We start from the raw sequence: 19534 nt of genomic DNA on the forward strand, positions 1-19534 counted from the left end.
GCACAGCCTGTCGGAACACCGTTGTCTGCACAGGAGGAGCCGTATGCGTCGTCTGCTCGCCGGTCTCACGGTCGGCACATTTCTGCTCGCCACCGCGGCCTGTGGCTCGTCCGACGGGTCGAGTTCGTCGAAGAGCACGTCCTCGGGGGGCACCACCACGGTCAAGGTGGGGGTCATCCCCATCGTCGATGTCGCCCCGCTGTATCTCGGCCAGAAGCAGGGCTTCTACAGCAAGCACGGCCTGAAACTGACCATGACGCTCGCGCAGGGCGGCGCGGCCATCGTGCCGGGTGTGGTCAGCGGCCAGTTCCAGTTCGGCTTCTCCAACATGACCTCACTCATGCTCGCCCAGTCCAACGACGTCCCGGTGAAGGCCATCGCCAACGGTGTCGCCTCAACGGGCGTGTCGGGCAAGGACTTTGGCGCCCTGGTCGTCAAGAAGGGCAGCACGCTGAAGTCGGCGAAGGAACTGGAGGGCAAGAAGGTCGCGGTCAACACGCTGAAGAACATCAACGAGACGGCCGTACGCGAATCCGTCCGCAAGGCCGGCGGCGATCCGGACAAGGTGAAGTTCGTCGAGCTGGCCTTCGACCAGATGCCGGCCGCGCTCGACAAGGGCCAGATCGACGCCGCGATGGCCGTCGAACCCGCGCTCACCACCATGCTGAACCAGGGCGCCCAGCAGATCGCCTGGCCGCTGGTCGACGTCGCGCCGAACCTCACCGTCGCCATGTACTTCACGTCGTCGGCGTACGCGGCCAAGAACCCGGACGTGGTCAAGAAGTTCCAGGAGGCCACCGCCGAGTCCCTGGCCTACGCCGACGCCCACCCGGACGAGGTCCGCCAGATCGTCGCCACCTACACCAAGGTCCCGGCCAGTGTGCTGGCCAAGGTGATCCTGCCCAAGTGGCCCGCCGATCCCAACCGTTCGTCGATCGAGGCGCTGGAGAAGCTGAGCGAGACAGACGGCCTCTTCAAGAAGACCCCCGACCTGAACACGCTGCTCCCGTGAAAGGACTGAACACCGCACTCGGTGCGGCCGGACTCGCGGCCTTCCTCGCCCTCGGCGAGGTCGTGCCGCGTGTCGGCATCGTCAAGGAGGCCTACTTCCCGCCGACCAGCAGGATCGCCTCCGCGTTTTGGACCGAGCTAAAGGACGGCGCGTTCTGGTCGGCGCTCGGCGACACCCTCACCGGCTGGGCCCTCGGCCTCGCGATCGCCGTCGGCGCGGGCATCGTCGCGGGCGTCCTGCTCTCCGTCGTCCCCCACCTCCGCGAGGCGACCGCCTCGACGATCGAGTTCCTCCGCCCGATCCCGTCGGTCGCCCTCATCCCCCTCGCAGTGCTGTTGTACGGCACCGAACTGAAGTCGGTGCTATTGCTCGTCGTCTACGCCTCCTTCTGGCAGATCCTCATCCAGGTCCTCTACGGCGTCCAGGATGTCGACCCGGTCGCCGAGGAGACGGCGCGGTCCTACGGTCTCGGCACCTGGGCGCGGGTGCGCCACGTGCTGTGGCCGACCGCGCTGCCGTACGTCATGACGGGCGTACGGCTGGCGGCGGCCGTCGCGCTGATCCTCACCATCACCGCCGAACTGGTCATCGGGGCACCGGGGTTGGGCGCCACCATCATGGTCGCCCAGAGCTCACAGGCCGTGCCCGAGATGTACGCGCTGATCGTGGTGACCGGTCTGCTGGGACTGATCATCAACGTCGGCGCTCGGACGGTGGAACGGCGGGCGCTGGCCTGGCACCAGTCGGTGCGCGGGGAGGTGGCGGTATGAGGCGGGCCCTGCTCCGGCTGCTGTTCGTGGTCGCGCTCCCGGCGGTGCTGCTCACCGCCTGGTGGCTGGCGTCGGACGGCAGCACCAATGTCTTCTGGCCACCGCTGCGGACGATCCTCAAGACCTTCCCGGACGTGTGGACCGCGGACCGCTTCAGGACGGACGTGCTCCCAAGTGTCCTGCGGCTGACGGCCGGTTACGCCGCGGCGGCCGTCGCCGGGGTCGCGCTCGGCACGGTCATCGGCTCGTACCGGCGGGTGCGCGCGGTGTGCGAACCGGTCCTGGAGTTCCTGCGCGCGGTGCCGCCGCCGGTCCTGGTCCCGGTCATCATGCTGTTCGCGGGCATCGGCGACACGATGAAGATCGTGGTCATCGCGAGCGGCTGCGTCTGGCCGATCCTCCTCAACACGGTCGAGGGCGTCCGCGCGGTCGATCCGGTCATGAAGGAGACGGCCCTCTCCTACGGCATCACGGGCGCCGCCCGTCTGCGGAGCCTGGTGCTGCGCTCGGCGAGCCCGCAGATCTTCACCGGGCTGCGCCAGGCGCTGTCCATCGGGATCATCCTCATGGTCATCAGCGAGATGTTCGCGGGCACCGACGGACTGGGCTACACCGTCGTCCAGTTCCAGCGCAGTTTCGCGGTGCCCGACATGTGGACGGGCATCCTCGTCCTCGGGATGCTGGGATTCCTGCTCTCCGTCGTCTTCCAGGTGGTCGAGCGGCGGGTGCTCGGCTGGTACCACGGCCTGCGCGCGGCCACCCGCCGGTCCCCGTGAACATCGTGAAAGGGCGGTCCATGCACGCGCTACTCGACGTATCCGGCCTCAAAAAGGTCTACGAGGGTTCCGGCCGCCGGGTGGAGGCGGTGCGGGACCTCACCGTCACCGTCGAAGCCGGCGAACTCGTCTGTCTCGTCGGCCCGTCGGGCTGCGGCAAGACCACCCTGCTCAAGTGCATGGGCGGACTGCTCACCCCGACCGCGGGCGAAGTCCTGCTGAGCGGACGGAAGGTGAGCGGTCCGCCGCCCGGGATGGCGTTCGTGTTCCAGGAGTACGGGCGCAGCCTGTTCCCCTGGATGCGGGTCGGCGAGAACGTCGAACTCCCTCTGAAACAGAAGGACTTGAGCAAGGCGCACAGGCGTGAACTGGTCGCGGACGCGCTGGAGTCGGTGGGGCTGGCGGATGCGGCCGGGGCGTATCCGTGGCAGCTGTCCGGCGGTATGCAGCAGCGGGTCGCGATCGCCCGCGCGCTGGCGTACGAGCCCGAAGTCCTGCTGATGGACGAGCCGTTCGCGGCGGTCGACGCGCAGACCCGCGCCGATCTGGAGGACCTGGTACGGGGGTTGTGGCGGGAGCGCGGCATCACGATCCTCTTCGTGACCCACGACATCGACGAGGCCGTCTACTTGGGCGAGCGGGTGGTGGTTCTCTCCGCGTCGCCGACCGTCGTACAAGAGCAGCTGAAGGTCGATCTGCCAGTGGAGCGCGACCAGTTGCACACCCGGGTCGCCCCGCGCTTCGCCGAACTGCGGACCCATGTGTACGAGCAGATCCAGGCGGCGAAGCGCGGGACGCTCCCGGTTCAGGACCGGCTCACGAAGTCTGATACGCCTCCACTTCGCTGAACTGGGCCGCCGGCCAGCCGGAGTTGGCGCTGACGCTGAGCCGCAGATAGCGGAGGTTGGTGCCGCTGGGCAGGGCCACGGTGACGGTGTTTCCGGTCGCCGGGTCGAAGCGGTAGCCGGTGGCGCCGACGACGGTCGAATAGGTCGAGCCGTCGGTGCTGCCGAGCACGGTGACGGTCTGCGTGCGCGCGCTCCACGCGGACGCGGGCGGCAGTTTCAGTACCAGTCTGCGGACGGCCTGGGCGGAGCCGAGGTCGACCGTCCAGGCCTGCGGGAAGGCGTTGTTGGCGGACTCCCAGTAGGTGTTCGCGTCGCCGTCGACCGCCTTGCCGGGCGTGTAGACGTCCTGCGAGCCGGTCGCGGTGGCGGGGCGGCCCTTGGCGAGGTTGGTGTTCTGGTCCGGGGGCGGGTTGCCCTGGCCGGGCTGCGGCCAGGTCGAGCAGTCCGACCAGGTGCTGCTCCAGCCGGAGTTGCCGCCGCCGTCGGTGAGGGTGAAGGCGCCGGAACCGGACGGGTAGGGGCAGTTGTAGATGCCGGCCGCGCCGACGCCGGTGGCCTGTACGTTGCTGAACTTCGCCGCGCCCTGCGCCTCGGCCTGGACGACGACCGTGCCGGTGTTCTGCACGGTCGCACCGCTGACGTTCACGTTGCCGGTCGAGTAGCCGTGCCCGCCGCCGGACACGAACTCGAAGGCGCTGTAAGGGCTGTTGGTGATGGTCGTGTTGGTGATGTTGACGGTCGCGTTGACCGCGCTGTCGTACGAGTCGACGCGCAACGCGCCCATCGGATGGCCCCAGTTGGGGTTGATCGCGCCGGTGCGGACGAGGGTGTTGCCGTCGACCGTGATGGTGCCGGCGAGGGGGTGGAAGGGGTCGAGGAACTTCTGGTTGGAGATCGCGATGCCGCTGCCGAGGGCGTTGGTGTCGGAGACCAGGTTGTTGCGGACCGTGATGTTCGTGCCGCCGTAGATCGCGATGCCGTTGGCGAGGTTCGGCTGCGAGATCGTGTTGTTCTCGAAACTGCTGTTGGTGTCCGGGGAGTTGAGCGACCACATGGCGAGGGAGTCGTCGCCCTGGTTGCGCAGGAAGTTGTTGCGGACGATCACGCCATGGGCGGTGCCGTTGAGGTTGAGGCCGTCGGCGGTGGTGTCGAGGATGCGGTTGTTCTCGACGACGAGGTTGTCGTTGTTGCCCGTCAGCCAGAAGCCGCACTTGAGGTGTTGGATCCACATCCCGGAGACCGAACTCCCGGGCCCGAGCGTCCCGTTGACGAAGTTGTCCGGGTTGGAGTCGACGCGCTCGGTGACCTCGCCGATGACCGCGAAGTCCTTGATGTGGACGCCGCCGGAGGAACCGGACTGGTCGATGAACCGCGAGGTGTGCACGACCGAGTACCACTGACCGGCACCCTGCAATGTCACATTCTGTACGCCGCTGAGGGAGGAGGTGAGCCGGTAGTCGCCCGGCGGGATCCACACCACTCCCCCTTGGGCGGCGGAGATGGCGTCCCGGAAGGCCTGCGTGGAGTCGCCCGCGCCGCTGGGGTCGGCACCCTTGGACACCACGGACACCGAACCGGCCGGCTGCGCGGAGGCCCCGGCGACCTGCTCGAAGTCGGCCACGTCGACGGTCACTTGAGTGCCCGTGGCGACGAACGCGACCTTGTCGCCCTGCTGCACGTTCTGGCCGAGCATGAGCCGGGAGTTGTCGAAGAAGTGGTGCGTCTTGGCTCCGGCGATCCAACTGGTGTCGACATACGAGTACTTCGACGTGACGGCGAGCGTCTTCGCGATCTTGGTGCCGTTGACGTACACGTCGAGGCTGCCGCTCTGCCCGTCCGGGACGCTGTACGACACGTTCACGGCGTTGGCCGCGCGCGGCACGGTGAACTCGACGCGCTGTCCGGACGTGAGCCGTACGGCCTGCCGCCCGGAGGCCTCGGAGGCGAGTGCCCCCTGGGTGTAGTCGGGGCCGATCTTGGTCCCGGTCGTGGTGGCGGACTCGGCCTCTACGGAGCTGAAGGGGAGGGAGGCGCCGGAGGCCGCGTGGGCGGCGGCGGGGGTCAGGGCGACGAGCATGCCCGCAGCGAGCGCGGCGGCCGCACTGATGCTTGGCATGTGCCTGACAGTTCTGGGCATGGTGCTGTGCATGTGCTGATCCCTTCGAGGTGGGGGTACGGGGATAGCGGGATGCGGGGTGGCGGTCGGCCGGCGACAGTCCGCGGCGACTGGCGACTGGCCGCGGTCGGCTGTCTGCCGTCTGCTGTCTGCTGTCTGCTGTAGACCGTTGATCGTTCGTTGATCGTCGACCGTCGGCAGTCGCCCGTCGGCGTTACGCGGTGTGCAGCCAGGCCGCCGTGTCCTGCGGCAGCCGGCCCTCGTCGTCCAGGGGGCCGCTGGTCAGCAGAAGTCGGGTGTGCGGCGGGAGGTCGACGGGTGTGTCCGACAGGTTCACCACGCAGGTCGCGCCGTCCGCGCGGGCGAAGGCCAGGACGCCGTCGGGGGCGGGCAGCCAGACGAGGGGGCCGTCGCCGAAGGCCGGCCGGAGGCGGATCGCCTCGCGGTAGAGGTTGAGCATGGAGTCGACCGTCCGCTGCAGACGGTCGACCGCATACGATGTCCAGCCGACCGGCTGCGGAAGCCAGGGCTCACCGCGTGAGCCGAAGCCCGCGTACGGCGCGTCGGCCACCCACGGCAGGGGCACCCGGCAGCCGTCGCGGCCGGGGTCGGTGCCGCCCGACCGCAGGTACATCGGATCCTGAATACGGTCGACCGGCAGCTCGACCTCGGGCAACCCCAGCTCCTCCCCCTGGTAGAGGTAGACGACGCCGGGCAGGGCCAGCGACAGCAGTGCCGCCGCCCTGGCGCGCCGGGTGCCGAGGGCGAGGTCGGTCGGGGTGCCGAAGGCCTTGGTGGCGAAGTCGAAGCCGGTGTCGGCGCGGCCGTAGCGGGTGACAGTACGGGTCACGTCGTGGTTGCACAGGACCCAGGTGGCGGGGGCCCCTATCGGGGCGTGCTCGGCAAGCGTCTCGTCGATCGACGTGCGCAGCCGGTCCGGGTCCCAGGGGCAGGACAGGAAGGCGAAGTTGAAGGCGGTGTGGAGTTCGTCGGGGCGGAGGTAACGGGCGAAGCGTTCGGTGTCGGGGAGCCAGACCTCGCCGACGAAGACCGCACCGTACTCGTCGGCGACGGCCCGCCAGTCGCGGTAGATGTCGTGGAGTTCGTCGCGGTCGACGAAGGGGTTCGGGTCACGGCCCTCGACGAAGTCGGGCAGCGCCGGGTCCTTGGCGAGCAGCGCGGCCGAGTCGATGCGGACGCCCGCGACACCGCGCTCGAACCAGAAGCGCAGGATGTCCTCGTGCTCCTGACGCACCGCCGGGTGGGCCCAGTTGAGGTCGGGCTGCTCGGGGGTGAACAGGTGGAGGTACCAGTCGCCGTCGGGGAGTCGCGTCCACACGGGTTCGGTGGAGGCGGCGAACTGGGACGGCCAGTCGTTGGGCGGGAGTTCACCGTGTGCGCCGCGTCCGGGGCGGAAGTGGAACAGGTCGCGTTCGGGGCCGCCGGCGAGGGCGGCACGGAACCACGGGTGCTGGTCGGAGACGTGGTTGGGCACGATGTCGACGATCGTGCGGATGCCCAACTCCCCTGCCTCGCTGATGAGTTTCTCGGCCTCGGCGAGCGAGCCGAAGGCCGGGTCGATGGCGCGGTAGTCGGCGACGTCGTAGCCGCCGTCCTTCATCGGCGACAGGTACCAGGGGGTGAACCACAGGGCGTCCACGCCGAGTTCGGCGAGATACGGCAGTCTGGAGCGGACGCCCGCGAGGTCGCCGGTGCCGTCGCCGTCGCCGTCCGCGAAGCTGCGGACGTACACCTGGTAGATGACGGCCGAGCGCCACCAGTCGTCGTGGCTCTGGGCATGGGTGGGCTGTCCCACTGTGCTGGCCTTTCTGTCGGAGGGCGTCGAGGGGCGGTGTCAGCCCTTCGTGCTGCCCGCGCTGATCCCGGCGATGATGTGGCGCTGGAAGACCAGGAACATGGCGACCATGGGGATGCTCGCGATCACCATCGCGGCGATGAGCACGGTCAGTTGGATGTTCTGCGACAGCTGGACGAGTGCCACGCTGATCGGCTGTTTGTCGGTGTCGGAGAAGACCATCAGCGGCCACAGGAAGTCCTGCCACACGGCGACCAGGGCGAAGATCGAGACGACGCCGAGGACGGGCCGGGACATGGGCAGCACGATGGACCACAGGATGCGGAGTTTTCCGGCGCCGTCGATCTCGGCGGCTTCCAGGACGTCGCGCGGGAGTTGGTCGAAGAACCGCTTGAGGAGATACAGGTTGAAGGCGTTGGCGACGGCCGGCAGCCAGATGCCGAGGGGGTCGTTCAGCAGGCTGGTGTGGATCAGCGGGAGGTCGGCGACGGTCAGGTACTTCGGTACGACCAGGGCCTGCGCGGGGACCATCAGCGTCGCCAGGATGCCGCCGAGGATCAACTTGCCGAAGGCGGGCTTGAGTTTGGACAGGGCGTAGGCGGCGGCCGTGCACAGGACCAGTTGGAACGCCCAGGCGCCGGCGGCCTGGACGACCGTGTTCCACAGGTGTTCCGGGAGCTGCATCAGGTCCCAGGCGTCGGTGTAGCCGCTGAGGTGCCAGTGCGTGGGGATGATCGTGGGCGGGGTCCGCGCGATCTCGTCCGGCGACTTCACGGCGCCGGTGACCATCCAGTAGACGGGGAAGAGGAAGGCGAGCGCGAAGAGCACGACGACGCCGGTGAACACCGTCCAGTAGACGGCTTTCCCGCGCGGCCGGGCGAGGGTCGCCGGGGAGAGCAGCGTGCGGGTGGTCACAGGTCGTCCTCTCCGGAGCGGGTCAGCCGCAGATAGGCGGCGGAGAAGACACCGAGCAGCACGAGGAGCATCACACTGAGCGCGCAGGCGCCGCCGAAGTCGTTGTAGAGGAAGGCGTATTTGTAGATCAGGTAGAGCACGGTGACGGTGGCGTTCTCCGGGCCGCCGCCGGTGATGACGAACGGTTCGGTGAAGACCTGCATCGTGGCGATGATCTGAAGGAGCATCAGCATGAGGATCACGAAGCGGGTCTGAGGGATCGTCACATACCGGACGCGCTGGAGGAGGCTCGCGCCGTCGAGTTCGGCGGCCTCGTACAGGTCGCCGGGGATGGACTGGAGCGCGGCCAGGTAGATCAGGACGGTGCCGCCCATATTGGCCCAAGTGGCCACGATCACCAGGGAGATGAGGGCGGTGTCGGTGCCGTTGGACCAGTTCGAGGTGGGCAGGTGCAGGAAGCGGAGCGTTTCGTTGGCAAGCCCCGCTCCCGGGTCGTAGAACCATTTCCACAGCAGGGCGGTGACCACCGGCGGGATCATCACGGGGAGGTAGACGACGATCCTGAAGAAGGCTTTCCAGTGCCTCAACTCGTTGAGGACCAGGGCGAGTACGAACGGGATCGCGAAGCCGACGAGGAGGGCCAGCAGGGTGAAGACGAGGGTGTTGCGCCAGGCGGCGGTGAACTCGGGGTCGTGCCAGACGCGGGTGAAGTTGGCGGTGCCGACCCACTCGGGCGAGGAGCCGGGCGTGTACTTCTGGAAGGCGATCACGACCGCGCGGATCGCCGGGTACCAGGAGAACAGGGCGAAGCAGATGAGCCCGCCGATGAGGAACGCGTAGGCGCGGGCCTGGTCCAGGAGGCGGCGCCGCCTCCGGCCCCCTGCCGGGGGCGGCGCCTCGACCTGACGAACTGCCGTCGGCTCGACGGGACTCCGGGTGGCCGTCCGGGTCATCGGGTCAGCCCCGGGCCAGGATGCCGTCGATCTTTCCGGAGGCGTCCTTCAGGAGTTGGTCGATGTTCGCGTCCTTCTTGGTGAGGACGGCGGAGACGGCTCCGTCGAGGACGGAGTAGATCTGCTGGGCGTCCGGCGGCTCGATCTTCATCTGGAGCGACTGGTTGCCGTCCAGGAACGCCTGGTAATTCTGCACCGGGACATTGGAGTTGGCCTTCTTGACCTGCTGGTCCTTGGCGTCGGCGGCGCCGGTGAACAGGCGCGGTTCGGGCAGTCCGACGGGGGCGTTGGCCGCCTTGGCGCGGGCGTAGTCGCCGAGGAAGCCGCTGCCCGGGGTGAGGAACATGCTGTCGAGCCACTTGAGGCCGGCGCGGATCTGGGCGGGCGTGTCGTGCTTGTTGAACATGTAGCCGTCGCCGCCGATGAGCGTGCCCTGGCCGCCGGGCATCGGGCCGAGGGCGAGGTCGTCGTAGTTGCCGCCCTTCTCCTTGACCAGGATCGGGATGTTGTCCGGGGCGGAGAGGTACATGCCGAGCTTGCCCGAACCCATCAGCTGCTGCACGTCGTTGATGACGAGGAGCTGCTTGCTGCCCATCGAGTTGTCGGTCCAGCGCATGTCGTGCAGGTTCTGCAGCACGGCGTGGCCCTGCGGGGTGTCGATGGTGGCTTTCTTGCCGTCGGCGCTGACGACGTCGCCGCCCTGTGAGTACATCTCGGCGGTGAAGTGCCAACCCCCTTGGTTCTGGGCGCTGTAGTCGGCGTAGCCGATGGTGCCGTTGCCGAGCGCGGCTATCTTCTTCGCGTCGGCGCGGACCTCGGCCCAGGTCGTCGGCGGCTTGTCGGGGTCGAGGCCGGCCTGCTGGAAGAGCTTGCGGTTGTAGATCAGGCCCATCGAGTAGCCGGTGCGCGGGATGCCGTAGATCTTGCCGTCGACGGTGTAGATGTCGCGCAGCTGCTGCTGAAGAGTGTCGTAGCTCTTCAACTCCTTGATGTACGGGGTGAGATCGGCCGCCTGGTTGATGTTCACGACGTGCTTGGCGTCGGTGAAGTACGTGTAGAACACGTCCTCCATCTGGCCGCCGGCGAGTTTGGCGTCGAAGGTCTTCGGGTCCTGGCAGGGGAACGCGTCATGGGTGACGACGTCGATGTTCGGGTTCTTCTTCTCGAAGGCCGCGACATCGGAGTCGAAGAACTTGCGGTCGACCTTGGCGCTCTTGGGCGGCTCGCAGTTGACCGTGATGCGCGTCTTGCCGCTCGCCGAGTCGTCGCCGGACCCGCAGGCGGCGGCGGTGAGCGCGAGAGAACAGACGCCGATCGCGGCGAAGGTACGGCGGAACCCGGTGCTTCTCATCGGTGGACCCCTCTGGGCAGGAGCGGTGGGCGCCCACACTCAAGCACCGCCGACATCTCTCCGCAAGATGTCGCGCAGAATCTGTAATTATTCGACAGTAGGGCGCCTGTCAGCTGCGCGGGGCTTGCGCGGTGGAACCCCTGACTACCAATTCCGGTTCGAAGAGGAGTTCTTCGGCGGGCACGACGGAGCCGCCGACCTGAGAGTTAAGAAGCTCGACGGCAGCCCGGCCCATGGCCTCGATGGGCTGGCGGACGGTGGTCAGCGGGGGCTCGGTGCAGTTCATGAACGCGGAGTCGTCGTAACCGACGACGGAAATCTGTGACGGAACGTCAAGTCCCTTGCGGCGCGCGGCTCTTACCGCGCCGAGAGCAAGCGGGTCGCTGGCGCAGATGATGCCGGTGACACCGCGGTCGATCAGCCGGGAGGCCGCCGCGTGGCCGCCCTCGATGGAGAAGATGGCACGCGCCACGAACTCATCGGGCAGGTCCGGGGACAGGGCTCGCGCGGCGGTCAACTTCCTTGCCGACGGCATGTGGTCGGCGGGTCCGAGGACCAGCCCGATGCGCTCGTGGCCGAGGGAGGCGAGGTGGCGCCAGGCCTGCTCGACGGCGACCGCGTCGTCGCAGGAGACGGCGGGGAAACCGAGGTGGTCGATGGCCGCGTTGAGCAGGACGACCGGGATGTTGCGCTCGGCGAGCAGCCGGTAGTGATCGTGCGGCGCGTCCGCCTGGGCGTACAGACCGCCGGCGAACACGACGCCGGAGACCTGCTGTTGCAGCAGCAGCGTCACATAGTCGGCCTCGGAGACCCCGCCCTTGGTCTGGGTGCAGAGCACGGGGGTGAGGCCGAGCTGGGCGAGCGCGCCGCCGATCACCTCGGCGAAGGCGGGGAAGATGGGGTTCTGCAGCTCGGGCAGCACCAGGCCCACCAGTCGCGCGCGTTCACCACGCAGCTGGGTGGGGCGCTCGTAGCCGAGGACGTCCAGGGCCGACAGCACCGACTGCCGGGTCGAGTCGGAGACTCCGGGTTTGCCGTTGAGTACCCGGCTGACCGTGGCCTCACTGACCCCGACCTTCTTCGCCACCTCAGCAAGTCGTCGCGTCATGTGCGCAAGAATAGCGCAAGTGACGCAAGTGGTTTGCGCTATCGGGCAACTGACCGGAACTGGTTCACGGCATCACGACCCCGATGTCAGTCGTGTGCGGCCCACAGACCGCGGACATGTCCCAGGTGACGGGTCATAATCTCCCGCACGGCCCGCTTGTCACGGTCCAACAGCGCGTCCAGGAGTTCCAGGTGCTCCTGGGCCGAGGCCAGCAGGCGCCCCTCCTTGACGAGGGCGGTGAGCCCGTACAGGCGGGAGCGCCCCCGCAGATCACCGACGACCTCGACGAGATGGGCGTTGCCGGCCAGGGCGAGCAGCCCGAGATGGAAGCGGGTGTCGGCCTCGACGTACGCGATGAGATCACCGGCCACGGCCGCGTGAACGATCTCGCGGGCGGCGGGCCGCAGCGCCTCCAGCGAGACGGGGTCGGCGGTCCCGGCCAGCCCCACCACCGTGGGGATCTCGATCAGGGCGCGGACGTGGGTGTACTCGTCGAGCTGCTTCTCGGAGACCGCGGTGACCCGGAACCCCTTGTTCGGGACGGTGTCGACCAGTCCCTCCTTGGCGAGGTCGAGCATGGCCTCGCGCACCGGTGTGGCCGAGACGCCGAAGCGGGCGGCGAGCGTCGGCGCGGAGTACACCTCGCCGGGCCGCAACTCCCCCGCGACCATCGCGGCCCTGAGCGCGTCGGCGACCCGCTCGCGGTAACTGCTCTTCCCGCCCAGCGTCGGCAGGTCCGGTGCGGTGGTGGGCGGGGCGCCGATGCGCTGGACGGCCATCGAATCTCCTGGTGTACAAGTGGTGCAATGTCACGCGTGACCCGCCATTATCCCCGGGCTAGAGGATGAACCCGCCCGGGAACGGGTCGGTGGGATCGAGCGAGTACTGCGCGGTGCCGGTGATCCAGGCCCGGCCGGTGAAGCTGGGCAGTACGGCGGGCACGCCGGCGACCTCGGTGGTGCCGAGGAGCCGTCCGGTGAACCGGGTGCCGATGAAGGACTCGTTCACGAACTCGGTGTGCAGCGGGAGTTCGCCGCGTGCGTGGAGCTGCGCCATGCGGGCGCTGGTGCCCGTGCCGCAGGGCGAGCGGTCGAACCAGCCGGGGTGGATCGCCATCGCGTGCCGCGAGAGCCGGGCGGTCGCGCCGGGCGCGTACAGGTGGACGTGATGGCAACCGCGAATGGAGGCGTCCTCGGGGTGGACGGGCTCGTCCCGGTCGTTGATCGCCTCCATGAGGGACAGGCCCGCCTTGATGATGTCGTCCTTGCGGGACCGGTCGAAGGGGATCTCGAACTGGTCCAGCGGCAGGATGGCGTAGAAGTTGCCGCCGTACGCCATGTCGTATGTCACGGTCCGCCCGTCGGCGAGTGAGATTTTCCGGTCGAGGCCGACGGAGAACGACGGGACGTTCTTGAGGGTGACGTTCTTCGCGGCACCGTTCTCGACCGCGACCTCGGCGACGACCAGTCCCGCCGGGGTGTCGAGGCGGATCGTGGTGACCGGTTCCACGACCTCGACCATGCCCGTCTCAACGAGCACGGTGGCCACGCCGATCGTGCCGTGCCCGCACATCGGCAGATAGCCGGAGACCTCGATGTAGACCACACCCCAGTCGCAGTCCGGGCGGGTGGGCGGCTGAAGGATCGCGCCGCTCATCGCGGAGTGGCCGCGCGGCTCGTTCATCAGGAACTGCCGGATGTGGTCGCGGTGTTCGCGGAAGTACAGCCGCCGCTCGTTCATCGTCGCGCCGGGGATGGCGCCGATGCCGCCCGTGATCACCCGGGTCGGCATGCCCTCGGTGTGCGAGTCGACGGCGTGCAGGACGAGTTTGCTGCGCATGACGCTCCTGGTGGATCGGTGCCGATGCGAGGGTACTTACGCGAGTCCGGCCGCGACCGCCTTCTCGGTGGCGGCGCGCACGACGGCCTCCTGCTCTGGCAGCAGGGGAACACGCGGCGGGCGCACCGGGCCGCCGTGTCGTCCGACGATGTCCATGGACAGCTTGATGGCCTGCACGAACTCGACCTTGGAGTCCCAGCGCAGCAACGGGTGCAACTGCTCGTACAGCTGCTTCGCGGTGGCCAGGTCGCCGTCGACGGCCGCGTGGTAGAGCTCGACGCTCGCGGCGGGCAGCGCGTTCGGGTAACCGGCCACCCAACCCTTCGCACCCGCGAGCGCCAGCTCCAGCAGAACGTCGTCGGCGCCGATCAACAGGTCGAGTTCCGGGGCGAGTTCGGCGAGCTGGTAGGCGCGGCGGACATCGCCGGAGAACTCCTTGACGGCGTGGATGTACCCCTCGCCGTGCAGCTTGGCGAGGAGTTCGGGCACCAGGTCGACCTTGGTGTCGATGGGGTTGTTGTACGCCACTATCGGCACGCCCGCCTTCGCGACCTCCGCGTAGTGCGCGAGGACCGAACGCTCGTCGGCGCGATAGGCGTTGGGCGGCAGCAGCATCACGGAGGCGCAGCCAGCGTCGCGGGCCTGCTCGGCCCAGCGGCGGGACTCGGCGGAACCGTAGGCGGCGACCCCGGGCATCACCCGCGCGCCGCCGATCGCGGCGACGGCCGTCTCGACGACTTTGGACCGTTCCTCGGGGGTGAGCACCTGGTACTCGCCGAGCGAGCCGTTCGGTACGACGCCGTCGCAGCCGTTGTCGACCAGCCAGGCGCAGTGCTCGGCGAACTTGTCGTAGTCGACGGCGAGTTCGTCGGTCAGCGGGAGCGCGGTGGCGACGAGGACGCCGCGCCAGGGACGGTTCGGGGTGGTGGTCATGGAGCGCCTCATCTCAATGGGGTGTGACATGTCATTGCTGCTCGTCGTCCTCGGCCTCACCGGCGTGCGCCAGCACACCGAGCGGTACGGGCCGCGCGAACGGCCGCCGGGACGGGGTGAGTTCGCATCCGGCGAGTCCCGCGACCGCGGGCCCGCACATCCGCCCCTGGCACCAGCCCATCCCGGCCCGCGTCAGCAGCTTCACGGTGCGCACGTCACCGGCGCCGAGCCCGGCCACGGCCTCGCGGATCGCGCCTCCGGTGACCTCTTCGCAGCGGCACACGACGGTGTCGTCGGTGATGAGATCGGTCCAACAGGCGGGCGGCGCGTACACGGCGTCGAGTGCGGCGAAGAACTCCCGCAATCGCGTACGGGACTTGACGGCCGTCACCCACTCGCGCGGCTCGGGTACGGCACCCGTCAGGCGGGCGGCGGCCGAGCGTCCCGCGATGTGCCCCTCAGCGAGAGCGAGGTCCGCGCCGCCGATGCCGGTGGTCTCGCCTGCCGCCCAGACGCCGGGGACGTCGGTGCGCTGTTCGTCGTCGACGTGGACGGCGAGCCCTTCGAGTCGACAGCCGAGGGTCTCGGCGAGGTCGGTGTGCGGGAGCATGCCGTGGCCGACGGCGAGGGTGTCGCAGACGAGGCGCCGTTCGGTACCGGGACGGACCCTCCCGTCGGTGTCGAGCGCGGCGACGCTCACCGCCTCCAGCCGCTCGTCGCCGTGCGCCTCGACGACGGTGTGCCGGGTGAGCAACTTGACGCGGTGGCACAGGAGTTGCGCCGCGTACCGGGCACCTTCAGCGGCCTTCCCGGGCTGCGCCGCGAGGGCTCGGGTCCGTCGTAGGAACGCCTTGGGGTCGGCGGACTCGACGAGCGCGGCCACTTCGACTCCGGCCGCGGCGAGGCCGGTCGCCACGGGGAGGAGAAGTGGACCGGTCCCTGCGACCACGGCGGTTCGTCCGGAGACAGCCAGGGACCCCTTGAGCATGGCCTGCGCGCCACCCGCGGTGAGGACTCCGGGGAGGGTCCAGCCGGGGAAGGGGAGGACCTTCTCGTAGCCGCCGGTGGCGAGGAGGACGGCGTCGGCGCGTACCTCGACCGGATCCTCCTGTGCGGGACCGGCCAGGGCGTGCACGGTGAAGTGGTCCGACCGGCGCTCCACGAACCAGACATGATGATCCGTCAAGTGTGTTGTGTGGCCTGCCTCTGCGTAGCGCGCGAGAGAGTCACGGAGCCGTTCCCACGGCCGCCACCGGTGGTGCAGGGCCTGCGGGCGGCGGGCGTTCAGTTCGGCGGCGGACTGTCGGTAGAACTGGCCGCCCGCCCGCGCCGTCGAGTCGATCAGCGTGACGCGGACACCGTGCGCCGCGGCGGCCACGGTGGCGGCGAGTCCCGCCGGGCCCGCGCCGATCACGGCGAGGTGAGGTCGGTCAGTCATCGTGGCCCGTTCCGTCCTGTGTGCGGATGGCGTCGCCGGGGTGCAATGGCACCAGGCACGCCCGTTGGTTCGGGCGGTCGTTGACGGTGACGAGGCAGTCGTAGCAGACCCCGATGCCGCAGAAGACGCCGCGTGGTGCGCCTCCGACCCGGGTGGTGCGCCAGGACGTCACGCCCGCCGACCAGAGTGCGGCGGCGACGGTCTGGCCGGGGACTGCCTCGATCTCGCGGTCGTCCAGGGTGACCGTGAAGACCGGTCCCGGGTGGGCGTCGGCAAGGTCTCGTGGGGATCCGGATCTCACTCGGCCTCCTCGTCGTCGTCCTGGAAGCGGTCGGGGCGGAAGGGTGCCATGTCGAGGTCGGGGGTCTTGCCGCCGAGGAGTTGGGCGATCAAGTGCCCGGTGCCGGTGGCGAGTCCGATGCCGGCACCCTCGTGCCCGCAGGCGTGGACGAGGCCGGGGGCCCGGGGGTCGGGGCCGATGGCGGGGAGGTGGTCCGGCAGGTAGGGGCGGAAGCCGAGGTAGGAGCGCATCGCCCGGACGTCGGCCAGGAACGGAAACAGGCGGGTCGCGCCTGCCGCCAGCGCCCGCAGGACCGCCAGCGAGAACTCCCGGTCGAAACCTACGCGTTCGCGGCTGGCACCGATCAGGACGGGCCCTGCGGCCGTGCCCTCCACGACGGGTGAGGTCTGCAGGGCGGCCGAGTCGCTGGCCACGTCGGCCACGTAGTCGGCGGCGTACACCTTGTGGTGGATCAGGCGCGGGAGCGGTTCGGTGACGAGGACGAAGCCGCGGCGCGGGAGGACGGGGAGGGTGACGCCTGCGAGGGCGGCGAGTTCACCGCCCCAGGTGCCGGCGGCGTTGATCACGGTCGGGGCGAGAATGTCGCCCTGGGCGGTGCGGACGCCTTGGACCGTTCCACCGGCCTTGCGGAGTACGGCCGTCACCGTGCGGCCGGTGAGCAGGCGGGCGCCGGAGGCCCGGACGAGGTGGGCGGCGGCCAGGGCGGGCATCACCTGGCGGTCCTGGGGGTAGTGCACGCCGCCCGGGAGGTCCGGGGCGAGGCGGGGTTCGAGGTCGTACAGGGCCTGGGCGTCGACCGGTTCGGCGACGACTCCGGCGGTGCGCTGCTCCCCGGCGAAGCGCTCCAGCGCGGTGAGCCCGCTGGGCGTGGCGGCCACGACGAGGCCGCCTTTGGCCTCGTACTCGATGAACTCCCCCAGTTCCTCGGCGAGTTGTGTCCACAGGCGGGCGGAGAGGAGGGCGAGGTCGAGTTCGGGGCCGGGTTCCTTGTCGGAGACGAGCAGGTTGCCCTCGCCGGCGCCGGTCGTGCCGCCGGACACCGGGCCGCGATCCACGATGACGACGTCGAGGCCGGCCCGGGCCGCGTAGAGGGCGCAGGCCGCGCCCACCACTCCGGCTCCGACGACCACGACATCGCAGGTCAGTCGCTTGCTCACATCAGTACTATGTCACATACCTCTCTGGCTGAGTATGTCCCCGCGCACATGTCATCGCGAGGACGGTGGGCCGCGGCGGACCGGGGACACCACTCCTTCAGGAGTGCTTACTGGCGCCGCTGCCCGAGGACGCAGAACTCGTTGCCCTCGGGGTCCGCCAGGACGACCCACGACTGCTCGCCCTGGCCGATGTCGACCCGCCGGGCCCCGTGGGCCTCCAGACGGGCCACCTCGGCGGCCTGGTCGTCGGGCCTGAAGTCGAGGTGCAGTCGGCTCTTGGACTTCTTGCTCTCGGCGAGCCGTACGAAGTCGATGCCCGGCAGGCGGTCCGGCGCCGGACGGATCTCGAACTCGTCGTCGTCGGCGTGGACCACCACCCAGCCGAGAGCCGTGGCCCACCACTGGCCCAGGGCCGCCGGATCCTCCGAGTGCACGATTACCTGTTCCCATTCCAAGGTCATCCGCAGAGCTTAGACCGGTCGGCGCCCCGGAAAACAGGTGTTCAGGGCGTCAGACCCGGCTGGCGGTGGCCGTGTCGGCGGACAGCCGCTGTGCGACGTAGATCGGGAGGACCGAGAGGAGTACGAGCACCGCGGCCACCACGTTGACGACCGGCGCCTGTTGGGGCCGGGTCATGTTGTTGAAGATCCAGATCGGGAGGGTCTCGATGCCGGGTCCGGCGGTGAAGGTGGTCACCACGATCTCGTCGAAGGACAGCGCGAACGCGAGCAGTCCGCCGGCCAGGAGCGCCGAGCGCACCAGCGGGAAGGTGACGTCGACGAAGGCGCGGAAGGTGTCGGCGCCCAGGTCCATCGCGGCTTCCTCGTACGACCCGGAGGTGCGCCGGAGGCGGGCGACGACGTTGTTGAAGACGACGACGATGCAGAAGGTGGCGTGTCCGACGATCACCGTGAACAGGCCGAGGCCCACGCCGAGCGGCTCAAGTACCGTGCTGAACGCCGAGTTGAGGGCGATGCCGGTGACGATGCCGGGCAGTGCGATCGGCAGGACGACCACGAAGGAGATGGCGTCGCGGCCGAAGAAGCGGTACCGGGCGACCGCGAAGGCGATCAGGGTACCGAGCACCAGGGCGATGGCGGTGGCGCCGAGGCCCGCCTTCACCGAGACCCAGAGTGCCGCGCGGGCGCCGGAGTTCTGCCGGGCGACGGACCACCAGTGCAGGGTCAGGCTGGAGGGCGGCCAGCTCGCGCTGCGGTCCGGGTTGAGGGAGTTGACGAGGACGAGCAGGAGCGGGACGTAGATCACCGCGAAGCCGAACCCGGCGGCCACGCGCAGGGCGATGCGCGCGGAACGGGAGAGTTGCACGACGGGCTCCTCTACAGACTGCTCAACGCGCCCGTGCGGCGCATCGCGAGCAGATACACGACGATGACGACGACGGGAACGGTGCCGAGGGCGGCGGCCATGGGCAGGTTGAGTTCGATGTTGGAGTAGACGAGGTTGCCGATGAGCTGGGTCTTGCCACCGACGATCTGCACGGTGATGTAGTCGCCGAGGCTGAGCGAGAAGGTGAAGATCGACCCGGCGGCGACGGACGGCACCACCATCGGCAGCACGACGGACCGGAAGGTCCGCCCGGCCCGCGCGCCCAAGTCCGCCGACGCGTCAAGGAGGTTGGCGGGCAGCTGCTCCAGCGCGGTGTGGATCGGGAGCACCATGTACGGCAGCCAGAGGTACGTGAGGGTGAGGACTGCGGCGGGGAGTCCGAAGCCGGGGCCGCTCAGCCCGAACGGCTTCAACATCCAGTCGGCCAGGCCGCCTTGGGACAGGATGAGCCGCCACGCGTACACCTTGACCAGGTAACTGGCCCACAGCGGGGTGAGGATGGCGACGACGAGCAGCGGGCGCCGGCTGGGCTTGGCAACGCGGGCCGTGTAGAAGGCGAGCGGGAACGCGATCACCGCGCACAGGACCGTGACCGAGAGTGCGACGCCGATGCTGCGCAGGATGACCTGCCGGTACACGGGCACTGTGAACAGCTCGTGGAAGTTGTCGGTCGACCAGACCTTCACCACCTCGGAGGTGAAGGAGTCCGTCGTCCAGAACGCGGAGACGAACAGCACGCTCAGCGAGCCGAGATAGAGCACGGCGAGCCAGAGCAGCGGTGCGGTGAGGAGCAGGGAGAGCCGTAGCCGGGGGCGCCGGTACAGCGCCCCCGCGGTCCGGTTGAGCAGGGACAT

19 protein-coding genes are annotated in these 19534 nt (G+C 69.2%); 4 read left to right on the top strand and 15 right to left on the bottom strand.

Annotation, left to right across the window (positions count from 1 at the left end; genetic code table 11):
• The first annotated feature begins 43 nt into the window (after positions 1-43).
• Genes ACIBJH_RS32100 through ACIBJH_RS32115 form a run of 4 tightly spaced genes read left to right on the top strand, consistent with a single transcriptional unit; the run spans position 44 to position 3406 of the window.
• Complete coding sequence (locus tag ACIBJH_RS32100; RefSeq protein WP_399120399.1) at positions 44-1012, top strand: ABC transporter substrate-binding protein; 969 nt, start codon at positions 44-46, stop codon at positions 1010-1012.
• Positions 1009-1782: an ABC transporter permease gene (locus ACIBJH_RS32105; protein ID WP_399120400.1), complete on the top strand. Its 774-nt coding sequence runs from the start codon at positions 1009-1011 to the stop codon at positions 1780-1782. Before ACIBJH_RS32100 ends, ACIBJH_RS32105 begins: the two co-directional genes overlap by 4 nt.
• Positions 1779-2558: an ABC transporter permease gene (locus tag ACIBJH_RS32110; protein WP_399120401.1), complete on the top strand. Its 780-nt coding sequence runs from the start codon at positions 1779-1781 to the stop codon at positions 2556-2558. The genes ACIBJH_RS32105 and ACIBJH_RS32110 overlap by 4 nt, the downstream gene beginning before the upstream one ends.
• A gap of 20 nt (positions 2559-2578) precedes the next feature.
• The gene (locus ACIBJH_RS32115) at positions 2579-3406 is read left to right on the top strand and encodes an ABC transporter ATP-binding protein (protein WP_399120402.1); all 828 of its coding nucleotides are present in this window, start codon (positions 2579-2581) and stop codon (positions 3404-3406) included.
• Here the strand turns inward: ACIBJH_RS32115 and ACIBJH_RS32120 are convergent.
• The 15 genes from ACIBJH_RS32120 to ACIBJH_RS32190 form a co-directional block, all read right to left on the bottom strand.
• Positions 3375-5555 (bottom strand): discoidin domain-containing protein, encoded by a 2181-nt coding sequence (locus ACIBJH_RS32120; RefSeq protein ID WP_399120403.1) that lies wholly within the window; start codon positions 5553-5555, stop codon positions 3375-3377. The genes ACIBJH_RS32115 and ACIBJH_RS32120 overlap by 32 nt on opposite strands.
• Before the next feature lie 181 nt (positions 5556-5736).
• A complete protein-coding gene (locus ACIBJH_RS32125; RefSeq protein WP_399120404.1) occupies positions 5737-7338 on the bottom strand; it encodes a glycoside hydrolase family 13 protein in 1602 nt (533 codons plus the stop codon).
• A 39-nt stretch (positions 7339-7377) separates the two neighbouring features.
• Positions 7378-8253: a carbohydrate ABC transporter permease gene (locus tag ACIBJH_RS32130; protein WP_399120405.1), complete on the bottom strand. Its 876-nt coding sequence runs from the start codon at positions 8251-8253 to the stop codon at positions 7378-7380.
• Positions 8250-9206, bottom strand: coding sequence for a sugar ABC transporter permease (locus tag ACIBJH_RS32135; RefSeq protein ID WP_329261558.1), 957 nt, complete (start codon positions 9204-9206; stop codon positions 8250-8252). Before ACIBJH_RS32135 ends, ACIBJH_RS32130 begins: the two co-directional genes overlap by 4 nt.
• A 4-nt stretch (positions 9207-9210) precedes the next feature.
• Positions 9211-10557, bottom strand: coding sequence for an ABC transporter substrate-binding protein (locus ACIBJH_RS32140; RefSeq protein WP_399120407.1), 1347 nt, complete (start codon positions 10555-10557; stop codon positions 9211-9213).
• Positions 10558-10666: 109 nt separating this feature from the next.
• Complete coding sequence (locus ACIBJH_RS32145; protein ID WP_399120408.1) at positions 10667-11665, bottom strand: LacI family DNA-binding transcriptional regulator; 999 nt, start codon at positions 11663-11665, stop codon at positions 10667-10669.
• Between the two features lie 86 nt (positions 11666-11751).
• Positions 11752-12444 carry a GntR family transcriptional regulator gene (locus ACIBJH_RS32150; RefSeq protein ID WP_399120409.1) on the bottom strand — a complete coding sequence of 231 codons (693 nt, stop codon included), beginning with the start codon at positions 12442-12444 and terminating at the stop codon, positions 11752-11754.
• A 58-nt stretch (positions 12445-12502) separates the two neighbouring features.
• Complete coding sequence (locus ACIBJH_RS32155; RefSeq protein WP_399120410.1) at positions 12503-13504, bottom strand: proline racemase family protein; 1002 nt, start codon at positions 13502-13504, stop codon at positions 12503-12505.
• Positions 13505-13540: 36 nt separating this feature from the next.
• On the bottom strand, positions 13541-14437 hold the full coding sequence (locus ACIBJH_RS32160; RefSeq protein ID WP_399120411.1) for a dihydrodipicolinate synthase family protein: 897 nt from the start codon (positions 14435-14437) through the stop codon (positions 13541-13543).
• A gap of 31 nt (positions 14438-14468) precedes the next feature.
• Positions 14469-15875, bottom strand: a complete 1407-nt coding sequence (locus ACIBJH_RS32165; RefSeq protein ID WP_399120412.1) for an FAD-dependent oxidoreductase — start codon at positions 15873-15875, stop codon at positions 14469-14471.
• Complete coding sequence (locus tag ACIBJH_RS32170) at positions 15868-16176, bottom strand: (2Fe-2S)-binding protein (protein WP_399120413.1); 309 nt, start codon at positions 16174-16176, stop codon at positions 15868-15870. The genes ACIBJH_RS32165 and ACIBJH_RS32170 overlap by 8 nt, the downstream gene beginning before the upstream one ends.
• The gene (locus ACIBJH_RS32175; protein WP_399120414.1) at positions 16173-17333 is read right to left on the bottom strand and encodes an NAD(P)/FAD-dependent oxidoreductase; all 1161 of its coding nucleotides are present in this window, start codon (positions 17331-17333) and stop codon (positions 16173-16175) included. Before ACIBJH_RS32175 ends, ACIBJH_RS32170 begins: the two co-directional genes overlap by 4 nt.
• Before the next feature lie 107 nt (positions 17334-17440).
• Positions 17441-17794 (bottom strand): VOC family protein, encoded by a 354-nt coding sequence (locus ACIBJH_RS32180; protein ID WP_399120415.1) that lies wholly within the window; start codon positions 17792-17794, stop codon positions 17441-17443.
• Positions 17795-17843: 49 nt separating this feature from the next.
• Positions 17844-18659 carry an ABC transporter permease gene (locus ACIBJH_RS32185; protein ID WP_399120416.1) on the bottom strand — a complete coding sequence of 272 codons (816 nt, stop codon included), beginning with the start codon at positions 18657-18659 and terminating at the stop codon, positions 17844-17846.
• 11 nt (positions 18660-18670) lie between these two features.
• Positions 18671-19534 carry an ABC transporter permease gene (locus tag ACIBJH_RS32190; protein WP_399120417.1) on the bottom strand — a complete coding sequence of 288 codons (864 nt, stop codon included), beginning with the start codon at positions 19532-19534 and terminating at the stop codon, positions 18671-18673.

The organism is Streptomyces sp. NPDC050548, from assembly GCF_044457385.1.
In the GTDB taxonomy this organism is placed as follows: Bacteria; Actinomycetota; Actinomycetes; order Streptomycetales; family Streptomycetaceae; genus Streptomyces.